The 17,063-nt window shown below is 67.3% G+C and carries 10 protein-coding genes and 1 pseudogene; 6 read left to right on the top strand and 5 right to left on the bottom strand.

The window, feature by feature from the left end; all coding sequences use genetic code 11:
• Positions 1-698 precede the first annotated feature (698 nt).
• Both NRB20_RS35520 and NRB20_RS35515 read left to right on the top strand, forming a co-directional pair.
• Positions 699-2,021, top strand: a complete 1,323-nt coding sequence (locus NRB20_RS35520; RefSeq protein WP_153415804.1) for a UDP-glucose dehydrogenase family protein — start codon at positions 699-701, stop codon at positions 2,019-2,021.
• A 131-nt stretch (positions 2,022-2,152) separates the two neighbouring features.
• Positions 2,153-3,529: an Hsp70 family protein gene (locus NRB20_RS35515; RefSeq protein WP_153415803.1), complete on the top strand. Its 1,377-nt coding sequence runs from the start codon at positions 2,153-2,155 to the stop codon at positions 3,527-3,529.
• Positions 3,530-4,500: 971 nt separating this feature from the next.
• On the opposite strand, the pseudogene NRB20_RS35510 reads toward NRB20_RS35515, so the two are convergent.
• The 3 genes and pseudogenes from NRB20_RS35510 to NRB20_RS35500 all read right to left on the bottom strand — a co-directional run.
• Positions 4,501-5,751 (bottom strand): annotated as a pseudogene (locus NRB20_RS35510) (YibE/F family protein); the annotation flags it as partial.
• A 377-nt stretch (positions 5,752-6,128) separates the two neighbouring features.
• Positions 6,129-7,376 (bottom strand): pyridoxal phosphate-dependent aminotransferase, encoded by a 1,248-nt coding sequence (locus tag NRB20_RS35505; RefSeq protein WP_319945820.1) that lies wholly within the window; start codon positions 7,374-7,376, stop codon positions 6,129-6,131.
• Positions 7,377-7,704: 328 nt separating this feature from the next.
• Entirely contained in the window at positions 7,705-9,015 is a 1,311-nt protein-coding gene (locus tag NRB20_RS35500; protein WP_227834191.1) for a tetratricopeptide repeat protein, read from the bottom strand.
• 281 nt (positions 9,016-9,296) lie between these two features.
• Here NRB20_RS35500 and NRB20_RS35495 point away from each other — a divergent pair, with 281 nt between their 5' ends.
• Entirely contained in the window at positions 9,297-9,746 is a 450-nt protein-coding gene (locus NRB20_RS35495) for a hypothetical protein (protein ID WP_319945819.1), read from the top strand.
• A 305-nt stretch (positions 9,747-10,051) separates the two neighbouring features.
• Positions 10,052-10,252, top strand: a complete 201-nt coding sequence (locus NRB20_RS35490) for a hypothetical protein (RefSeq protein ID WP_227834190.1) — start codon at positions 10,052-10,054, stop codon at positions 10,250-10,252.
• A gap of 115 nt (positions 10,253-10,367) precedes the next feature.
• Here NRB20_RS35490 and NRB20_RS35485 read toward each other — a convergent pair whose 3' ends face one another.
• Positions 10,368-13,838 (bottom strand): heterodisulfide reductase-related iron-sulfur binding cluster, encoded by a 3,471-nt coding sequence (locus tag NRB20_RS35485; RefSeq protein WP_153415800.1) that lies wholly within the window; start codon positions 13,836-13,838, stop codon positions 10,368-10,370.
• Positions 13,839-14,360: 522 nt separating this feature from the next.
• On the opposite strand from NRB20_RS35485, the gene NRB20_RS35480 reads away from it, so the two are divergent.
• Both NRB20_RS35480 and NRB20_RS35475 read left to right on the top strand, forming a co-directional pair.
• The gene (locus NRB20_RS35480) at positions 14,361-15,191 is read left to right on the top strand and encodes a hypothetical protein (RefSeq protein ID WP_227834189.1); all 831 of its coding nucleotides are present in this window, start codon (positions 14,361-14,363) and stop codon (positions 15,189-15,191) included.
• A gap of 144 nt (positions 15,192-15,335) precedes the next feature.
• Positions 15,336-16,052 (top strand): hypothetical protein, encoded by a 717-nt coding sequence (locus tag NRB20_RS35475; protein ID WP_227834188.1) that lies wholly within the window; start codon positions 15,336-15,338, stop codon positions 16,050-16,052.
• 14 nt (positions 16,053-16,066) lie between these two features.
• Here NRB20_RS35475 and NRB20_RS35470 read toward each other — a convergent pair whose 3' ends face one another.
• Positions 16,067-16,903 carry an NRDE family protein gene (locus NRB20_RS35470; RefSeq protein WP_153415799.1) on the bottom strand — a complete coding sequence of 279 codons (837 nt, stop codon included), beginning with the start codon at positions 16,901-16,903 and terminating at the stop codon, positions 16,067-16,069.
• Between the last annotated feature and the right edge of the window lie 160 nt (positions 16,904-17,063).

Genomic DNA, 17,063 nt, shown 5'->3' with positions numbered 1-17,063 from the left:
ACTGACTCACCGAAAGGGTGCTCCTGCAACTGCCATATTCGAACCTAGACAACTCGAATTATCGCAGGTCAGAGCACCCTTTCCTCATACCGACACACGGTGTCGGAATTCCGGTGAATGCGCGAGGCTAGTGCGCCGCCGGAATGCCCGCTGCGCGCATCGGGCGTTCGGTCTGCGCGCATCGGGCGTCCGCTTGTCGAACCATCCGCGGCCTGGGACTCCGCGCATCTGACACCTGGTGGCTGAACGATCCGATGGTCGCTGGTTTCGCGCGTGTGATGTCTGGTGGCTGAACGATCCGATGGTCGCTGGTTTCGCGCGTGTGATGTCTGGTGGCTGAACGATCCGATGGTCGCTGGTTTCGCGCATGTGATGCCTGGTGGCTGAACGATCGGATGGCCGCGGCTTCGCGCATGTGTGCCGGTCGCTGAACCGTGAGATGGCCGGCACTCCGGGCGACTTCGAGCTCGGCCGCCGGGCATCGGATGCTCGGTTGCCGAACCATCGGATTGGGGGGACTCCGCGCATCGGGCGGCCCGAATCGGGTGTGCGATGTTTCGGTGCGATGTCGGCTCGGTGTACTCCGTTCTCGGGGCCGGACGCCGGTGTGGCCGGGGTTTCCGCTTGTACATCTGATGTTGCCCGGGCACTTGCCTCAGCGATGCGGCACGGCCACGACGGGCGTTTACCAATGGAATATGCGTCTCACGGTTTTCGGGACTGGTTATCTGGGGGCCACGCATGCCGCGTGCATGGCCGAGCTCGGACACGATGTGGTCGGTGTCGACGTCGACCCGGGTAAGGTCGCCAAGCTGTCGGACGGGGTGACACCCTTCTACGAGCCCGGGCTCGAGGAGGTGCTGCGTCGCAACCTCGACGCGGGGCGGCTGCGGTTCACCACCTCGTATCCCGAGGCGGCCGAGCACGCCGACGTGCACTTCCTCGGTGTGGGCACCCCGCAGAAGAAGGGGGAGTACGCCGCGGATCTGAAATACGTTCACGCCGTGGTCGATTCGCTCGTACCCCTGATCGAGCGGCCGTCGGTGATCATCGGCAAATCCACGGTTCCGGTGGGTACCGCGGCCGAACTCGGCAGGCGGGCGCGGGCCCTGGCGAACACCGAGGTCGAGGTCGCGTGGAATCCGGAATTCCTGCGCGAGGGCTTCGCGGTCCAGGACACGTTGCGTCCGGACCGGCTGGTGCTCGGCGTGGACTCCGCGCGCGAACGCGCCGACTGGGTCGCCGACCTGGTCCGGGAGATCTACGCGGACCTGCTCGCGGCCGAGGTGCCGTTCCTGCAAACAGATCTGGCCACAGCCGAATTGGTGAAGGTCTCGGCGAATGCCTTTCTGGCGACCAAGATCTCGTTCATCAACGCGGTCTCCGAAGTGTGCGACGCGACCGGCGCGGACGTCACCGTGCTCGCCGACGCGCTGGGTTACGACGCCCGGATCGGACGCCGATTCCTCAACGCGGGCTTGGGATTCGGCGGCGGCTGCCTGCCCAAGGACATCCGCGCGTTCATGGCCCGCGCGGGTGAGCTCGGTGCGGATCACGCGGTCGCGTTCCTGCGTGAGGTCGACAACATCAACATGCGCCGCCGCACCAAGGTCGTGGATATGGCGGCCAAGGCGTGCGGCGGTTCGCTGCTCGGCGCGAATGTGGCCGTTCTCGGCGCGGCGTTCAAACCCGAATCCGACGATGTGCGCGATTCGCCCGCACTCAATGTCGCGGGAATGATTCAGTTGCACGGCGCGGTCGTCACCGTCTACGACCCGAAGGCGCTGGAGAATTCGCGACGGGTATTTCCGACACTGAATTACGCGACGTCGGTCGCGGATGCCTGCGATCGCGCGGATGTGGTGCTGGTCCTCACCGAATGGCAGGAATTCACCGCGCTGCGTCCCGAGGATCTGAATCCGGTGGTGCGTGCGCGCTCGATCATCGACGGCCGCAACTGTCTCGAACGCGCCAGGTGGCGCGAGGCCGGATGGGTGTACGCGGGGCTCGGCACGCCGTAGTCTGTTTTCCGGGCAAGGTACAGTGGCCCGTACCGCGCGACGTGAGCGGCAGGCGTTGGAGCTCGCGTAGAACCCAGCTTGCGTAGCGGCCCGCGCGCACGTCGTGGATTGTGAGACGAGATGGGCGGCAGATGAGTTCGGTATTGGGAATATCGGTGGGGGCGAGCGCAATTCGTATCGCGCGTCCTCGATCCGGTAATTCCGCCGAACATTTCGCGCCCGACGGTTTCGAGGTGAGCGTCGCCGAGGTCGGCGAGGAGTCCGTGGCCGATGTCGCCGCCGAGGCCATCGTCGCCGCACTCGATTCCGAGATCGGCGCCACCGCGATCGCGTATCGCGACGAGGCGCACGCCCGGTCGGTGCGCGCGGCCCTGGCCCGGTGTTCGCTCACCAATTACGACCTGGTCCCCGAGGTGTCCGCAGCGGTCGAATTCCTGCGGGCCAGTGGCGCACTGACGAAGATGACCACGATCGCGCTCTACGATCTGGGCGGCGCGGGCCTGTCGATCAGCGTCGTCGACATCGCCACCCGGCAGGTGCACTACAGCGAGCGCACCAGCGATATCAGCGGCGACTACCTGGATTCGCTGATCCGCGAACAGCAGATCGCGTCCGGGCGCATCGCCCATCCGCCCGACCCCGAGGGCTTGGAGCTGCTCGATCAGCTGTGCCGCTCGGCCAAAGAGCAGTTGACCGGCAGTAGCGCGGTCGCGCTGCCGTGCGAATACGGCCTGGTGTTGTTGTCGCAGGAGAACTTCGACGCGCTGACCATCCTGGCCGTGGAATCCTCCGCACGGATGACCCGCGATGTGATCGTGCGTTCCGAACGATCGGTGCAGGCCGTCGTCGTGATCGGCGGTTGCGCGCGGATTCCGCAGGTGGCGAAGGTGTTGGAGCGGTCGCTGGGGGTGCCGGTGCTGGCTCCGGCGGATCCGGAGACGGTCGTCGCCCGCGGCGCCGCGCTGCTGGCCCGGCCGTCGCGGGCCGCGACGCAGGCGGAGGCGAAGACCGAGGTGTTGCCGGTGGTGCGGCCGGACCGGTCGGTGCTCGGTGGCCGCTCGCGCCGGAAGCGGCGAATGATGGTGGGCGGCCGCGGGTCCCAGTTCGTGGGGCGCGGGTTCGCCTCGGGCGATATCGGTGTGTTCCGGGGGAAGCGGGATCTGAGCGTCGCGGGGATCGCGGTCGGCGCACTCGTCGTGGTCGCGGCCCTGGGCCTCGGCCTGAGCTGGGGTTCCCAAGTGCTGCGCGGTGATTCACAGAGCACCAAGACCACCCCCACCGCCGCCCCGACCAGCACCCCACCCACCTCGGCCCCCACCACCACACTCACCACCCCACCCGCCGACTCCACCAACGCCTCGGTGGCCCCGGCCCCCGTCTACCGCCCCCACACCGAAACCCCGACCCCCACCCATCCCGGCCCCAACACCATCATCGTTGTCCCGGGCCTCCCCGCCATCGTCGTCCCCACCATCCCACCCCTCCTCCCCCCGGCCCCGCATCGCTGATCGAGGCACAGCACCTCGCGCACAGCACCTCGCCGAATGTGCTCTGCGAGAGGGGCTACCGATGTACCCGGCTTTCGCTGCCCGGCATGACGGCAGCGGAGGTCGTCGTTGATCGGTCCCTGTCTCGGCTTCCCGGCGTAAGGCTTCTTGCCGACCAAAAGACTCGCGGGGCCGGACGTCGTGTCGACTGTGCGAAAACGGCCGCGGCCCGAGCGATGTGGTTATTCGTCGTATTCGTTTGCGGACCGGTCTCTTCGGTAGTGACGGCCGGAGGTGTCGGGGTTGTCGGGGCGGCCCGACAGGCGTGGTCTGGGTTGTTGGGGGTCGGGGTACTGGTTCGAGTAGGTGTCGCTGGCGTAGGGGTCGGTGGGCCAGGGTTGTCGGGGTGGGGTGCCGGAGTGGCGATTCGGGGTGGCGTCGGCGAACCAGTCGGCGGCGGGGGTCGTGCCGGTGTCGTAGTTCGGTGACGGGTTGGCGGCGAGGCGGTTCACGCGGGGCGATCCGGGATCGGTGGCCGGGTCCGATGTGGAGTAACCGGGGTCGGCCTGGTCCGGCCACTGCTTCGCGTACGGGATGGGGCGGACGCGTGGTTGCGCGCCGGTGTTCGGGGGTTCCGGGCTCAGGCGTTGGCGAGCGGCCGGTTGTTCGCCCGAATACGGTTCGGCGGGTTGCTGATTCGAGCCGGTGGTGCGGCGGTATGACTCGTCGGCGCGGTTCGGGCGCTCGTCCGGAGACCGGTCCGGTGGGGCGCCGCGGCTGCCGGGACGTCGGCGGGCCGGTTGGGTGGGGCGGTACTCCTCCTGCGAGAGGCTGTGCAGGTAGTCCTCGTCGGCCGCGTCGTCCGGGTTCGGGTCGGGCTCGGCGCGGCGCTGGGCGTCGGCGGGACGACGTCGCGGCCGGGCGCCCTCCGCGCGGGTCCCCGACGAGCGACGCGTCGGCCGTTCGCCCGCAACGGCTTTCGCGGGACGTCGCCGCGGCGGCGGTTCGGGCTCGGACTTCAACGAGAACGGCCGGGCCAGCAGCACCGCGATGACCGTGGTCAGCGGCACCGACAACGCCAGGCAGATACCGCCGACGGCCGATCGCACGATCTCGATGGCCACCGAATCACCGGTGATCACATCGCTCAGCGAGCGCCCGGCGACGGAGAACATCAGCAGCAGCGGCAGCGCCCCGCCGGCGTAGGCGAGTACCAGGGTGTAGACGGTACTGGCGATGTGGTCCCGGCCCACTCGCATGGCGGCGGCGAAAACCTCACGGCGCGTGGCCTTCTCGTCGATCGCGGCGAGTTCGAAGGCGGCCGACGCCTGCGTGATGGTGACGTCGTTGAGCACACCGAGCGAGCCGATGATGAAGCCCGCCAACAACAATCCGGTGATACTCACGTGCTGCACATAGGTGGCGACGTTGGTGTTGTCCTCCTGGGACAACCCGGTCACATGCGTGATCTTCAGTGCGCCCCAGGACAATACGGTCGCCAGCACCATCGCGCTCAAGGTGCCCAGCAGCGCCGAACTCGTGCGCAGATTCACCCCGTGCGCCAGATACAACACCGCGTACAGAATGATCGCCCCGGCCACCACCGCGACCGGCAGCGCGGGTTTGCCGTCCAGTAGCGCGGGCAGCATGAACATGATCAGCACCACGAACGCGAACACCAGCCCGAGCACCGCGCGCAAACCCCGCCAGCGCGCCACCACCACGATCACCAGCACGAACAGCAGCACCACCACCGTCAGTGGGAAGCCGCGCGAGTAGTCCTCGAAGGAGTAGTTGGGCGATCCACTGGGATCGTTCTGCCGCAGGATCCGGATGTGGTCGCCCTGCCGCAGCACGGGTTGGCCGGGTCCGGGCGCGATCTCGAGCAGCGTGTGCTTGCCCGCGGCCGGCCCGGATTCGATGGACACCAGGCTGCGCGCGCAGGTGTAACTGTTGTTCGGGGGCGGTTCGGGGGTGTCCGCGAACACCTTGCCGTTGGACGGGCTGCCGCACGGCCCGACGGCCTGCATGGTGACCGTACCGGCCTCGGTCTGCACCGCGCCGCCACCGCCGTTCTGCATCGGCAGCGGAATATCGATGTGCTGATGACTCGGCCACAGCACCACCGCGCCGATCACCACGAGCACGCCGATGCCGGTCAGCAGCCCGACGACGATGCGGGCCGCGGTGGCCCCGATCGCGATCGGACCGGAGTGGTCGTGATGGTGATGGTGGTCGCTCACCGGGCGAGCGTAAATGATGGGACCTGTCCCGGCACCGGCAGTGCGTCGGGAGGTCCGGGCGGGGTGTTTCGAAAAGCCGGACGTACCAACCGAATCCGGCGGGATACGAGAAGTTGGGAGGGGCGGCGGAGAGCAGGGGGATGTCTCCGCCGCCCGGGGTCTCAGCGGCCCAGGGGGGTAGGCGGCTGGACCCGGGGCCGAGCGGCCCAGGGGGGTAGGCGGCTCGGCCGGGGGCACTTTCGGTGCCGAAAACCACTGTACACAAACCGGCGTTCTTTTCGCCAGTCAAGTCTTCAAAAACCAGACTTCCCGTACTTCCGGTCTGTTTTCGAGGCTTCTGCCCGTCGGTTTGTCGGCGTTGTATCGGGCGCGAACCCCTACTGCCGGTAGCTCGCCAGGAAGTTGCCGAAGCGCTCGATCGCGACCGAGAGATCCCGCGCCCACGGCAACGTCACGATCCGCAGATGGTCGTGCCACGGCCAGTTGAACCCGGTGCCCTGCACCATCAGGATCTTCTCCTGCAACAGCAGATCCAGCACGAGCTTCGCGTCGTCGCGGATCTCGTGCACCTCCGGATCCAGCCGCGGGAACGCGTACAACGCACCCTTCGGCTGCACACAGGACACACCCGGAATGGTGTTGAGCTTCTCCCACGCCACATCGCGCTGTTCCAGCAGCCGCCCGCCCGGCAGGATCAGATCCTCGATGCTCTGATGTCCGCCGAGCGCGACCTGAATCGCATGCTGCGCAGGCACATTCGGGCACAACCGGGTCGAGGCCAGCAGATCGATGCCCTCCAGGAATCCGCTCGCATGCTCCTTCGGGCCGGTGATCACCACCCAGCCCGAGCGGTACCCGGCCACCCGGTACGCCTTGGACAGCCCGTTGAACGTCAGGCACAGCAGATCCGGCGCGAGGCTCGCCAGCGAGACGTGCTTGGCGTCGTCGTACAGGATCTTGTCGTAGATCTCGTCGGCCAGCAGCAGCAGTTGGTGCTTGCGGGCCAGGTCGACCACCTGCTGCAACACCTCGGCCGAATACACCGCACCCGTCGGATTGTTCGGGTTGATGATCAGCAGCGCCTTGGTGCGGTCGGTGATCTTGGATTCGATATCGGCGATATCGGGCTGCCAGTCGTTGGACTCGTCGCACAGGTAGTGCACCGGGGTGCCGCCCGCGAGGCTGGTCATCGCCGTCCACAGCGGATAGTCCGGGGCCGGGATCAGCACCTCGTCACCGTTGTCCAGCAGGGCCTGCATGGTCATGGTGATCAGCTCGGACACGCCGTTGCCCAGGTAGACGTCGTCGACGTCGAATTCCGGGAATCCGGAGACCAGCTCGTAGCGGGTCACGATGGCCCGGCGCGCGGACAGGATGCCCTTGGACTCGGAGTACCCCTGCGCGACCGGCAGCGCCGCGATCATGTCCCGCATGATCACATCGGGCGCGTCGAATCCGAACGGCGCGGGGTTGCCGATATTGAGCTTGAGGATGCGGTGACCCTCCGACTCCAGCCGTGCCGCGTGTGCGTGTACCGGACCCCGGATCTCGTAGAGAACGTTCTGGAGCTTGCGCGATTGCTCCAGCGGGCGCGGACGCTGCGGTGGCTGGCTCGTAGGACTCACGCTGTAATTTTGGCCTCCGCTCCGCCCCGGCGTGTTCGCGGCCCCCTGAGTCTCGCCGTTCGGCCCCGTGTCGGGCACTCGTTCCTCGCACCCGCCACGCGTCCGAACGAGGAGACGGGCCGCGACAGTGTCTTTGGCCTCCGCTCCGCTACGGCGGTTCGCGGCCCCTTGAGGCTCACCGATGAGCCCCGTGTCGGGCACTCGTTCCTCGCACCCGCCACGCGTCTCATCGGCAAGCCGGGCCGCGAACATTGCTGTCGGCCTGGTACGGGGTTGGTGGAACTGGGCGGCCCGAGGTGCTGGCCCGGGCCGCGAACTGTGGAGCAAGTCATAGTGCCGGATCGATGGGCAGCATCCCCCGAGCCGCACTCGATCCGCAGAACTCCTCGATCCGTTCGTCCAATGTGCGCGCCTCCACCGCGGCCCGGAAACGTGGACCGGCGATGCGGTGTCGCAGCCCGGTCAGGCGTTCCTCGAGCTGGGCGATGCGTTTGTCCTCCGCCAGCTCGAGCACCGGCTGCACCGAATCGGCCGCGCCGTCGATACTGCCGTTGATCAGGTGCGCGGCCGCGTTGTCGACCCGGGCCAGGGCCTCGGCGCCGTAGGAGCGCTGGTCCTGCGGGCCGTTGGCGTACAGGTCGATGGCGCGTTCGGTCGCGGTCAGGGCGGGTTCGGCCTGGCCGAGATGGATGTAGGTCGCGCCCGCGTAGTAGTGGCTCTTGGGCTCGTCGAAGCCGAAGACGCCGCCCATCTCGTCGTGCAGCTCGTCGGTGCCGGATCCGGAACGGGCCAGTTCGGCGGCACGGATACAGCGTTCGGTATCGCTGATCGAACCGAGTTTGGACCAGATGCGCGCCTCGATGTTGAGCAGCCGCACCCGGGCGGTCACCGAATCCGCGTACTGCTGTCCGCTCTGCGCCAATTGCACCGCGCGGCGCGGACGTTCGGACCAGTACTCGATCAACGCCTGCATGCCTCGGGTCCAGGCGCGTAAACCGTTGTGCCCGCACAGTTCCGCGTAGGCCCAGGCCGCGCGGGCCTGCTCGCCCGCGGCGTCGTGATAGCCCAGATCGGTGCTGGCGTTGGCGAGCAACCCGGACAGGGTGCCCGCCAGCAGATACAGATGTCCGGTGTCGGCGGGACTCTGATGTCCCTCCAGGAACCGGTACACCCGCCGCCGCACCCGCAACATCTCGACCATCATCGGGACCGGCGCGGCGTGCACGTAATCGTTGGCGATACGGGTGACATCGGCGTCGAACTGTTCCAGCGTGGTCGCGCCGATATTGGTGGACTCCGCGCGTCCGGCATGCTCGCTGGCTTCGTGGGCGGCCGCCATGATCAGATCCCTCTCCGAAATCGTGCCCGACGCATCACCTCTCATCGCACCGCTGTCGACGAGTGTCAACAGTTCCGCGTCGGTCGAGTACTGGGTGCGCGCCGAATCATCCGGCCGCGTATCGAATTCCGGTGCGGGCCGATCGATGAGGGGCTGATCGATCATGGCCGCGAACCGTGCCCGCACAACTTCGTCGGACCTGGCCAGGGAGGTGTCCAGTGCGGCCTGGTTGACGGGCCGGGGGTGGACACGTGTGCCCCCGGCCTCCCATTTCGAGACCAGTCGTTCGTGTACACCCAAATGGGCAGCGAACTCCCGGATACTCATCCGCTTGGCATCGCGGAGGGCACGGGCTTCCCTGCCAGACCACTGCCGGACCACGATGTCACCCTTTCCACACGAACTTCGAACTCCAGAGTACGAGCGTGAAGTGATCACGGCCACAGCCGAAATCGAGCTGGTATCGCGGAAACAGCAGGTCGCCCGTCAATGGCAGTGGAAGGGCAGTGCAAGGCTGGTGAGGGGACGTTACCTCGCGGGGTACGTTCGCGGGAACCTTGGAGGGACCGAGGGAGTTCGCCGTGAACGTCGAGAAACTCAGGACCGCCGAGGATTGGGTCGCGTTGTACAGGTACGAGTTCGCCCTGCCGGTGATCGAGCGCGGCGGCTACGTCATGTTGCCGATCACCGGTCGCATCGGTGTCCTGCACCTACCTCTCGCGCGCGCCGGACGGGTCAGCGATTCCCTGATCGATCAAGGCATTTCCGCACCGGTACTGGCTCGGCAGACCCGGTGGAGTTTCGTGGTCACCCCGGACGACCGTCCCGGACATTCGATGGTGGACCTGCTCGACCGTATCGATATCGGTATCCCGGCCATCGGCAGCGCCATCATGCTCCCGACCGGCCTCGGCCGCTGGACCAGGGAGGGCTGCCACTGGGTGGTCCCACCCACCGGCGACGACACCACACTCCCACCCCTGTCGGCCGTCATCACGACAGCGTTGGCGGTGGGCGGCGGCGAGGACTGACCGCAGACCGGTCCTCGCCGCCCCGCGCCGGGCCCGCCCCCTATCCACCCGGCAGTCCACGGGGCGGGCCCGGCAATGGGGCTTACCTGCGGGCATCCGCCAAATTGGCACTCGCACAAGGGTATTGGTGAGTCACCTTGATCGCGCAGCCGTCCCGGGTATGCACCAGCGCGGTCGGCTCATCGTCGGCCTGTATCCGTGTGATCGCGAATGCCAGTCCTTCGGCGTCGATCGGCTCGCGGTGCTCGTGCCCGTCGATGAGGAGGGCGACCGCGGTTGCGTCTTCGGCGGCGAGTCACGCGTCGTTGTTCGATCAGCTGATGGAGCGCGCGGAACGCGTTCAGGTGATGGGCTTCGATGACGCCGGCGCTGAAGCGTACGAGGCTGCGAACGAGGTCGTGGTCGGATTGTGCGATCGGTTGATCGCTGTCTGGGATGGAGAGTCGGGGAGCGTGGCGGTGCCGGCAGTGTTGTCGCGCTGGCGCGTGAGCGCGGTGTGCCGGTGACGGTTGTGTGGCCGGAGGGGGCGGTGCGCGGCTGACCTCTCGAGGAAGACTGTTGCGGAATGCCGAAGGGGCGTAGCCGGGATCGGCTACGCCCCTTCGGGTTTCGGGGTATCGGTCAGTTCTTGCGGCCCGGGGCCTTTGCGCCTGACTTGAAGCCGAGGCCGCCGGGTTTGGCGGTGGGCGGCTTCGGTGTGCCGTTGCCGGATGACGTGGTCTCGGATGCCGTTGCCGCCGAGTCGGATTCGCTCGTTGCGTCGACGGAGTCGGGTGTCGGTGCGGCGGGCTCCGACGCTGCGGTACGAGTATCGGATGCCGTTGCCGTCGAAGCAGATTCGCTCGATACGTCAGCACCCGATGCCGGTATGTCAGTCCCCGCTGGAGTAGTTGCCGCAGCGGCCGACGCCTCGGCGGCCGGGGTGGGCTCCGTTGCCGGCTTCGCCGTACCTGGGGCCTTCGGGCCAGGGCGCTTGAAGCCGGACTTCATGGCCAGGCCCTTGGCGGCCACTGTCGGCTTCGACTCCGATGCAGTCGTCGCGGCGGGAGCCGATTCGGTTGTGGCGGAAGCGGATTGCTCGGTTGCCGGAGCAGCGTCCTCGGCGGTCGGGGCGGGTGTGGACTCGGCGGCCGGTTTCGGTGCGCCGGGTGCCTTCGGGCCGGGGCGTTTGAAGCCGGACTTCATTGCCAGGCCCTTGGCCGCGACCGTCGGTTTGGCTTCCGACGCAGTCGATTCCGTCGTGGCCGCCGACTGCTCGGTTGCCGCGCTCGACGTTGCCGCGCTCGACTCGGTCGCGGATTCGCTTGCGGCCGAATCGCTTTCGGCTGCCTTCGCGCCAGGCGCCTTGATGCCGCCCTTCATGGCGAGGCCCTTGCCGCCGGGCGCCTTGGCTGCGCCCTTCATCGAGAGGCCGCCGGGCTTGGCCGCGGGTGCGGCGGGAGCCTCAGCCGATTCCGCGGATTCGGCCGGGGCCGGAGTCGCCTTCGCGCCGGGCGCCTTCGCGGCACCCTTCATCGCGAGTCCCTTGGCACCGGGCGCTTTCGCCGCGCCCTTCATCGACAGGCCCTTGGCGGGTGCCGGGGTTGCCGGGGTCTCGGCCGCCGAATCCGCTTCGGCCGGTGCGGCTTTCGCGCCGGGCGCCTTGGCCGCGCCCTTCATGGACAGGCCGCCGCCGGGCGCCTTGCCGCCACTCTTCATGGCCAGTCCGCCGGGGGCTTTCCCGCCGCCCTTCATCGCGAGGCCGTTGGCCGCAGCGGGTTTCGCCTCCGCCGGTGCTTCGGGCTCGGCGACCGGTGCCGCCTCGGCGACGGGTGCGACCGGTTCGGGCTCGGCCTTGGGCTGCTGGATCACCTTCAGGTTCTCCGACAACGTCGCCGGTTCGACCCGATCGATGGACTGCAACATCAGCTGCGCGACGTCGACCACCTCGACGCCCTGGCCGACCTCGCCCGAATCCTTGCGTGCGGTGACACCATCGGTGAGCATGACGCGGCAGAACGGGCAGCCGGTGGCGATCATCGACGGGGCATTGCCGCCGTCCAACGCGGCCAGCGCCTCGTCGGTCCGGTCCAGGTTGATCCGCTTACCGAGCTGCTCCTCCATCCACATGCGCGCGCCACCGGCGCCACAGCACATGGAACGCTCACCGTGCCGGGGCATTTCGGTGACCTTCGCGCCCGCCGCGCTCATCAGCTCACGCGGTGCGTTGTAGATCTTGTTGTGCCGTCCCAGGTAGCACGGGTCGTGATAGGTGACCTTCTCCGACACCGGCTTGACCTGCACCAGCTGCTTGCCGCGCACCAGGCGGTTCAGCAGTTGCGTGTGGTGCACGACCTCGTAATTGCCGCCCACCTGCGGGTATTCGTTGTTCAGCGCGTTGAAGCAGTGCGCGCAGGTGACCACGATCTTGCGCTTGGCCTGCTCGACGCCCTCGAACACCGAGTTGAACGTCTCGATGTTCTGCATGGCCAGCTGCTGGAACAGGAATTCGTTACCCGCGCGTCGCGCCGAGTCACCGGTGCAGGTCTCCTCCTGACCGAGCACCATGAACTTCACGCCCGCGGTGGCCAGCAGTTCGGCGACGGCCTTGGTGGTCTTCTTCGCACGGTCCTCGTACGCACCGGCGCAGCCGACCCAGAACAGGTACTCGTACCCGTCGAAGCTCTCGGCGTCCTGACCGAACACCGGAATGTCGAAGTCCAGCTCGGAGATCCAGTTGAGCCGGTCCTTGGCGTTCTGGCCCCAGGGGTTGCCCTTGTTCTCCAGGTTCTTGAACAGACCCGCCAGCTCGGACGGGAACTCCGATTCGATCAGCACCTGGTAGCGCCGCATATCGATGATGTGGTCGACGTGCTCGATATCCACCGGGCACTGCTCGACGCAGGCGCCACAGGTGGTGCAGCTCCACAGCACCTCGGGATCGATGATGCCGCTGACATCCTCGGCCCCGACCAGCGGCCGCTCGGCCTCGGCCCGCGCCGCCTCCGAGATCTGCGCCAGCGCGGCCTCGTTCGGCTTGCCCTCGGCGTCGACCAGACCGATCTCGTCGCCGCCCATATCCTTCTTTCCACCGGCGAGCAGATAGGGAGCCTTGGCCTGCCCGTGGTCCCGCAGCGACATGATCAACAGCTTGGGCGACAACGGTTTACCCGTGTTCCACGCCGGACACTGCGACTGGCACCGACCACATTCGGTGCAGGTGGTGAAGTCCAGCCAGCCCTTCCAGGAGAAATCCTCGACCTTGCCGACGCCCAGGGTGTCGTTGTCGGGATCGATCTCCTCCATGTCCAGCAGGGCCTTGCCCTTGGACGTCATCGGCTTGGCCGCACCCAGCGCGACGCCGCCGTCGTCCTCACGCTTGAAGTAGATGTTGAAGAACGCCGCGAACCGGTGCCACGCCACACCCCAGTTGATGTTCTGGCTCACCACGGCCAGCCAGACCATCGCGGACATCAGCTTGATGAAGGCCAGGATCGAGACCAGTGCGGCGCTGGCGGGCAGGATCTTCGCGATCTGCATGGTCAGGAAGTCGCTGACCGCGTTCGACTCACCGTCGTAGCTGATCACCGCGGCCTTCACACCGACCATGCCGAGGCCCTCGATGAGCACGACCCACTCGACGAAGTACGCGGCCAGGAAGTTGGAGCCGCCGAAGCGCGACAGTCGCGCGGGCACGCGCGGGTGGTTCAACTGGCGGATGGTCATCAGCACGAGCCCGCCGATGATCGTCGCGATTCCGAGCAGTTCATCGATCAGGTGATAGACGAGGGTGTGGCCGACCCAGGGCCAGGTGAAGGTCGGGCTGAAGATCTGCCCGTACGCCTGGAAGACGAGAATGAAGCCGAGCAGGAACCCGACCATCACGAGCCAGTGCGCCCAGCCGACGGTCCGGAATTTGACCATCCGGGTGTGGGCCGCGAACTCCTTGATCATGGTGGCCAGGCGCGGGACGAACGGATGCCAGCGGTCCGGGGCGGGCTGTCCGAGTCGGATCGTGCGGACGATCTTCCAGACGGCCCAGACGAACGCTGCCCAACAGGGGATGCTGACGAGGACACCGATCGTGCCCAACGTGATCGTCAGGGCATTCATGTCGCGACCTTCCTTCGGTTCAACGAGCATTCGGCGGCAGGGCTGTTGCCGCCAGGGTTGTCTCGCATACTAACTGCCAGTAAGTTACTCGCCGGTAACTTAGCTGTCCACTCTATGATCGCTAACTGATACGCCCCAGCGTGCTGGGGTTCGTGGGCCCGGCTCTGTGAGTCGGCTCACGTATTGTCCTGGGCGTTTGCCGTGGCCGGAATGGGTATAACGGTAAAACTCGGCAATTGCCGGTCCGGGGCAAGGACACGCTTACTCCATCCGTGGGAAATGGATGTCGCTTCCTGCTGCCCGTTCGATTAGGCTCAGCGCGTCCTGCTTGCTGTGTAAATCTTTCACTCTGCTCGGGGAGGGTTCCGTAGGCCGCGCCCATCGGCTGTGCCGATGTGGCAGCGACACGAGGGATGCGCGGGCTCTCGCGGAGGGATGACGCACGGCAGTACCTGATGATGATTGGAAACTTGAATGAAGTTCCGCTCCGCTACCGCGGGTGCCGCACTGGTCATCGGTGCAATGACCGCAGCCGTCGGTACCGCGCATGCCGCTCCTGCTCCCAAGCCGGCCAAGGATGCGATCGACTACTCGGTCAAACTGGTCGACAAGGCGGTGGTGGCCACCTTGCAGGGGGGAACCTTCCAGGTGGTCGCGAAGCCCGGCGCCACCCCGCAGGCCGCGCCGCAGCAAATTGTCAATGTGAAAGACAAGGCCGGCAGAATTGCGATGGAAATGCCGCTGGATTACCGGATCTCCGGTGTCCGGATTCCGGTCGTTCCCGTTGTGAAAGACGGCGGTAAGGTGCTGCAACTGACGCCGACCAAACCTACCGGTACGGATATCTCGAAAGCCACCGTGATCGCGCAGCCGTTCACCACCGAGGGCACCCCGATCGCGGTACCGCAGTCCAAGGCCGACGCCCGGGCGCAGGCGAAGCTGAGCGAGGCGGCCGCGCAGAGCGCCTCGACGCAGCAGACCGCGGTCAAGAAGCAGAGCGTGGTCCCGCAGGCCAAGGACATCGCCTCCCCGCAGGAGGACAACGCCGCGATGAGCGACTTCGCGACGAAGTTCGGTCTGGCCACCGGTATCGGCAGCTTCGTCGGCATGGCGATCGGCGCGGTCGTCGGCTGCATCTTCGGTCTGCCGCTGTTCGGTGTGGGCTGCCTCGCCGGCATTCCGGTCGGCGCGACCCTCGGTGGCGTGCTGGGCACCATTGCCGTCGGCGGTCCGACCCTGGTCGCCGCGGGTATGGAACTGGTCCACACCATGCAGACCCCGGCCGGTAAGAGCAAGTGGGCGCAGGCCGTCGGCGTCACCCCCGCACCGTCGGCGAACAAGGCGCACAAGTAATCCCGATTTCCAGCAGACCGGCCCGCTCTCGCGTTTCGTGAGGGCGGGCCGGTCTCGTGGTGTCGGTCCCGCCGCGAAGCCCGGCCCGATCCGCCCGGTTCGGCTAAGATCACGCCCGAAACTGATGAAGGATTGGAATACCGAATGACGTTCCGCAGAAGCGCTGCGGCGGCGGCCGTGGTCATCGGCTCGATGACCGTCGGGCTGGGTACCGCGCACGCCGCCCCTGCACCCACCCGGCCGCAGCTCGAGTACTCGGCCGCGCAGGTCGGGAAGACGGTCGTCACCAAGCTGAAGAACGGTACGTTCCAGCTGGTCGACAAGCCGGGCGCGACGCCCGGACAGACCCGGCGGGTCGTGAACGTCAAGGATTCCACCGGCGCCATCGCCCTCGAACTGCCGCTGGACTTCCGCGTGTCCGGGGTGCGGATCCCGGTCACCCCGGTGCTGCGCGCCGACGGCCGCGAACTCGATCTGACCCCGGTCCGCCCCGCCGGTGTGGATCTGAGCAAGCCGATCGCGCCGCGGCTGGTCGATGCCTCGGTCGACGGGAAACCGTTGCAGGCCAAGCCCGTTGCCTCGGCGGTCGAGAATCAGCGGGCGTTCAACGACGTCGCGACCAAGGCGGGGCTGGCGTTCGCGGTCGGCGGTCTGGTCGGCGCGGTGATCGGCGGTCTGGTCGGTTGCGTGCTCACCTTCTGGATCGTGTGCATCCCCGGGTTGATCCTGGGCGGTATCGGCGGTGGTGTGCTGGGCACGATCATGGCGGGCGGTCCGCCGCTGAACCAGTCCGTCATCGAGCTCCAGAACACCTGGAAGGCCAAGGACGGCACCACCCAGTGGGCGAATCCCGGTCGCTGAGCGCGTTTTCCGGATCAGTCCGGTAGGGCCAGACGCCCGCTGAACGACACCTCGCCCAGCGGACGGCCGTGGATGGCGAAGGATCGTTCGGCGACCGTGAACTCGCCGTCCTCACGCACCAGCAGCACTGTGCTGCACCGGGTTCCGTGATCGGTGCTGGGGATGAAACGTGCCGAGACGATGCGCTCGCGGGCCAATGGCAGTCCGGTGGAAGGCAATTCGTCGTCGGGCGCGATCGTGCGGTCGGCCAGCACGGTGAAATAGCCGTCCACATCGCTGGGATCGTGCGCGACGGCGGCACCCAGAGCTCGCAGTCCCTCGCGCACCTTCGGCCAGGCCGGTGCGTCGGTGTCGGTGCGGATCACGGTGTCGCGCAGGGTGTTCGCCGAACCGAGCAGCGCGCCGTTGGACAGCCCGTGCAGGCCCGGCGGCAGCTCCAGCGGGGTGTGCGCGCTGCGATTGCTGTGCCACCACAGCGTCTGGAGGTCCGAGACGATCAGGTTGTAGCCGTTGTAGCGGTCCGGACCGATCGTGGTGAGGAACTTCTTCGGCGCGAGCTCACCGCGCAGGAAATCCATCAGCAGCGCACCGCGCGAACGCGTCTCGGTGCGATCCTCGCCCGGCCCACGCACATTCGTCACCGCCGCGAACCGATGCGCCGCGCCCATCAACCCCAGCCAGGTCCCGGGAACCGCGCCCGCCGCCCCCAGATCCCGCCCCGCCAGCAACCCGTCCACCTCGGGCCACCATCGCATGGAATCGGTCGGCCGGGTATAGAACTCGTCCCGATTGGCCGCCACGATCAACCGGTACTCGGGGTGCGCCCGCCACGCAGTCAGAACCAGACACATTATCTTTGCCTCCGCTTCGCTCACCCGCTCCGACAGCCGGTATCGACTCCGGACAGGATCCTCCGCATCCGCCGCGTCGATCCAGGTCCGGCCCGGGCAACGGCAGCGGGCCGTCGTTTCCCCGGGGCGGCGGAATTCGGTGACGTCGTGGGATATCCGA

It is taken from the genome of Nocardia macrotermitis, assembly GCF_009604405.1.
Taxonomy (GTDB): Bacteria; Actinomycetota; Actinomycetes; order Mycobacteriales; family Mycobacteriaceae; genus Nocardia; species Nocardia macrotermitis.
Note: the sequence above shows the minus strand (reverse complement) of the source record. Positions and strands in the feature narration are given on the sequence as shown.

What these genes read in the sequence shown, in the direction of transcription:
- NRB20_RS35480 (WP_227834189.1), top strand. Translation starts at nt 14,361, where the DNA reads ATGACCGCAGCCGTCGGTACCGCGCATGCCGCTCCTGCTCCCAAGCCG.
- NRB20_RS35475 (WP_227834188.1), top strand. Translation starts at nt 15,336, where the DNA reads ATGACGTTCCGCAGAAGCGCTGCGGCGGCGGCCGTGGTCATCGGCTCG.
- NRB20_RS35485 (WP_153415800.1), bottom strand. Translation starts at nt 13,838, where the DNA reads ATGAATGCCCTGACGATCACGTTGGGCACGATCGGTGTCCTCGTCAGC.
- NRB20_RS35515 (WP_153415803.1), top strand. Translation starts at nt 2,153, where the DNA reads ATGAGTTCGGTATTGGGAATATCGGTGGGGGCGAGCGCAATTCGTATC.
- NRB20_RS35520 (WP_153415804.1), top strand. Translation starts at nt 699, where the DNA reads ATGCGTCTCACGGTTTTCGGGACTGGTTATCTGGGGGCCACGCATGCC.
- NRB20_RS35470 (WP_153415799.1), bottom strand. Translation starts at nt 16,903, where the DNA reads ATGTGTCTGGTTCTGACTGCGTGGCGGGCGCACCCCGAGTACCGGTTG.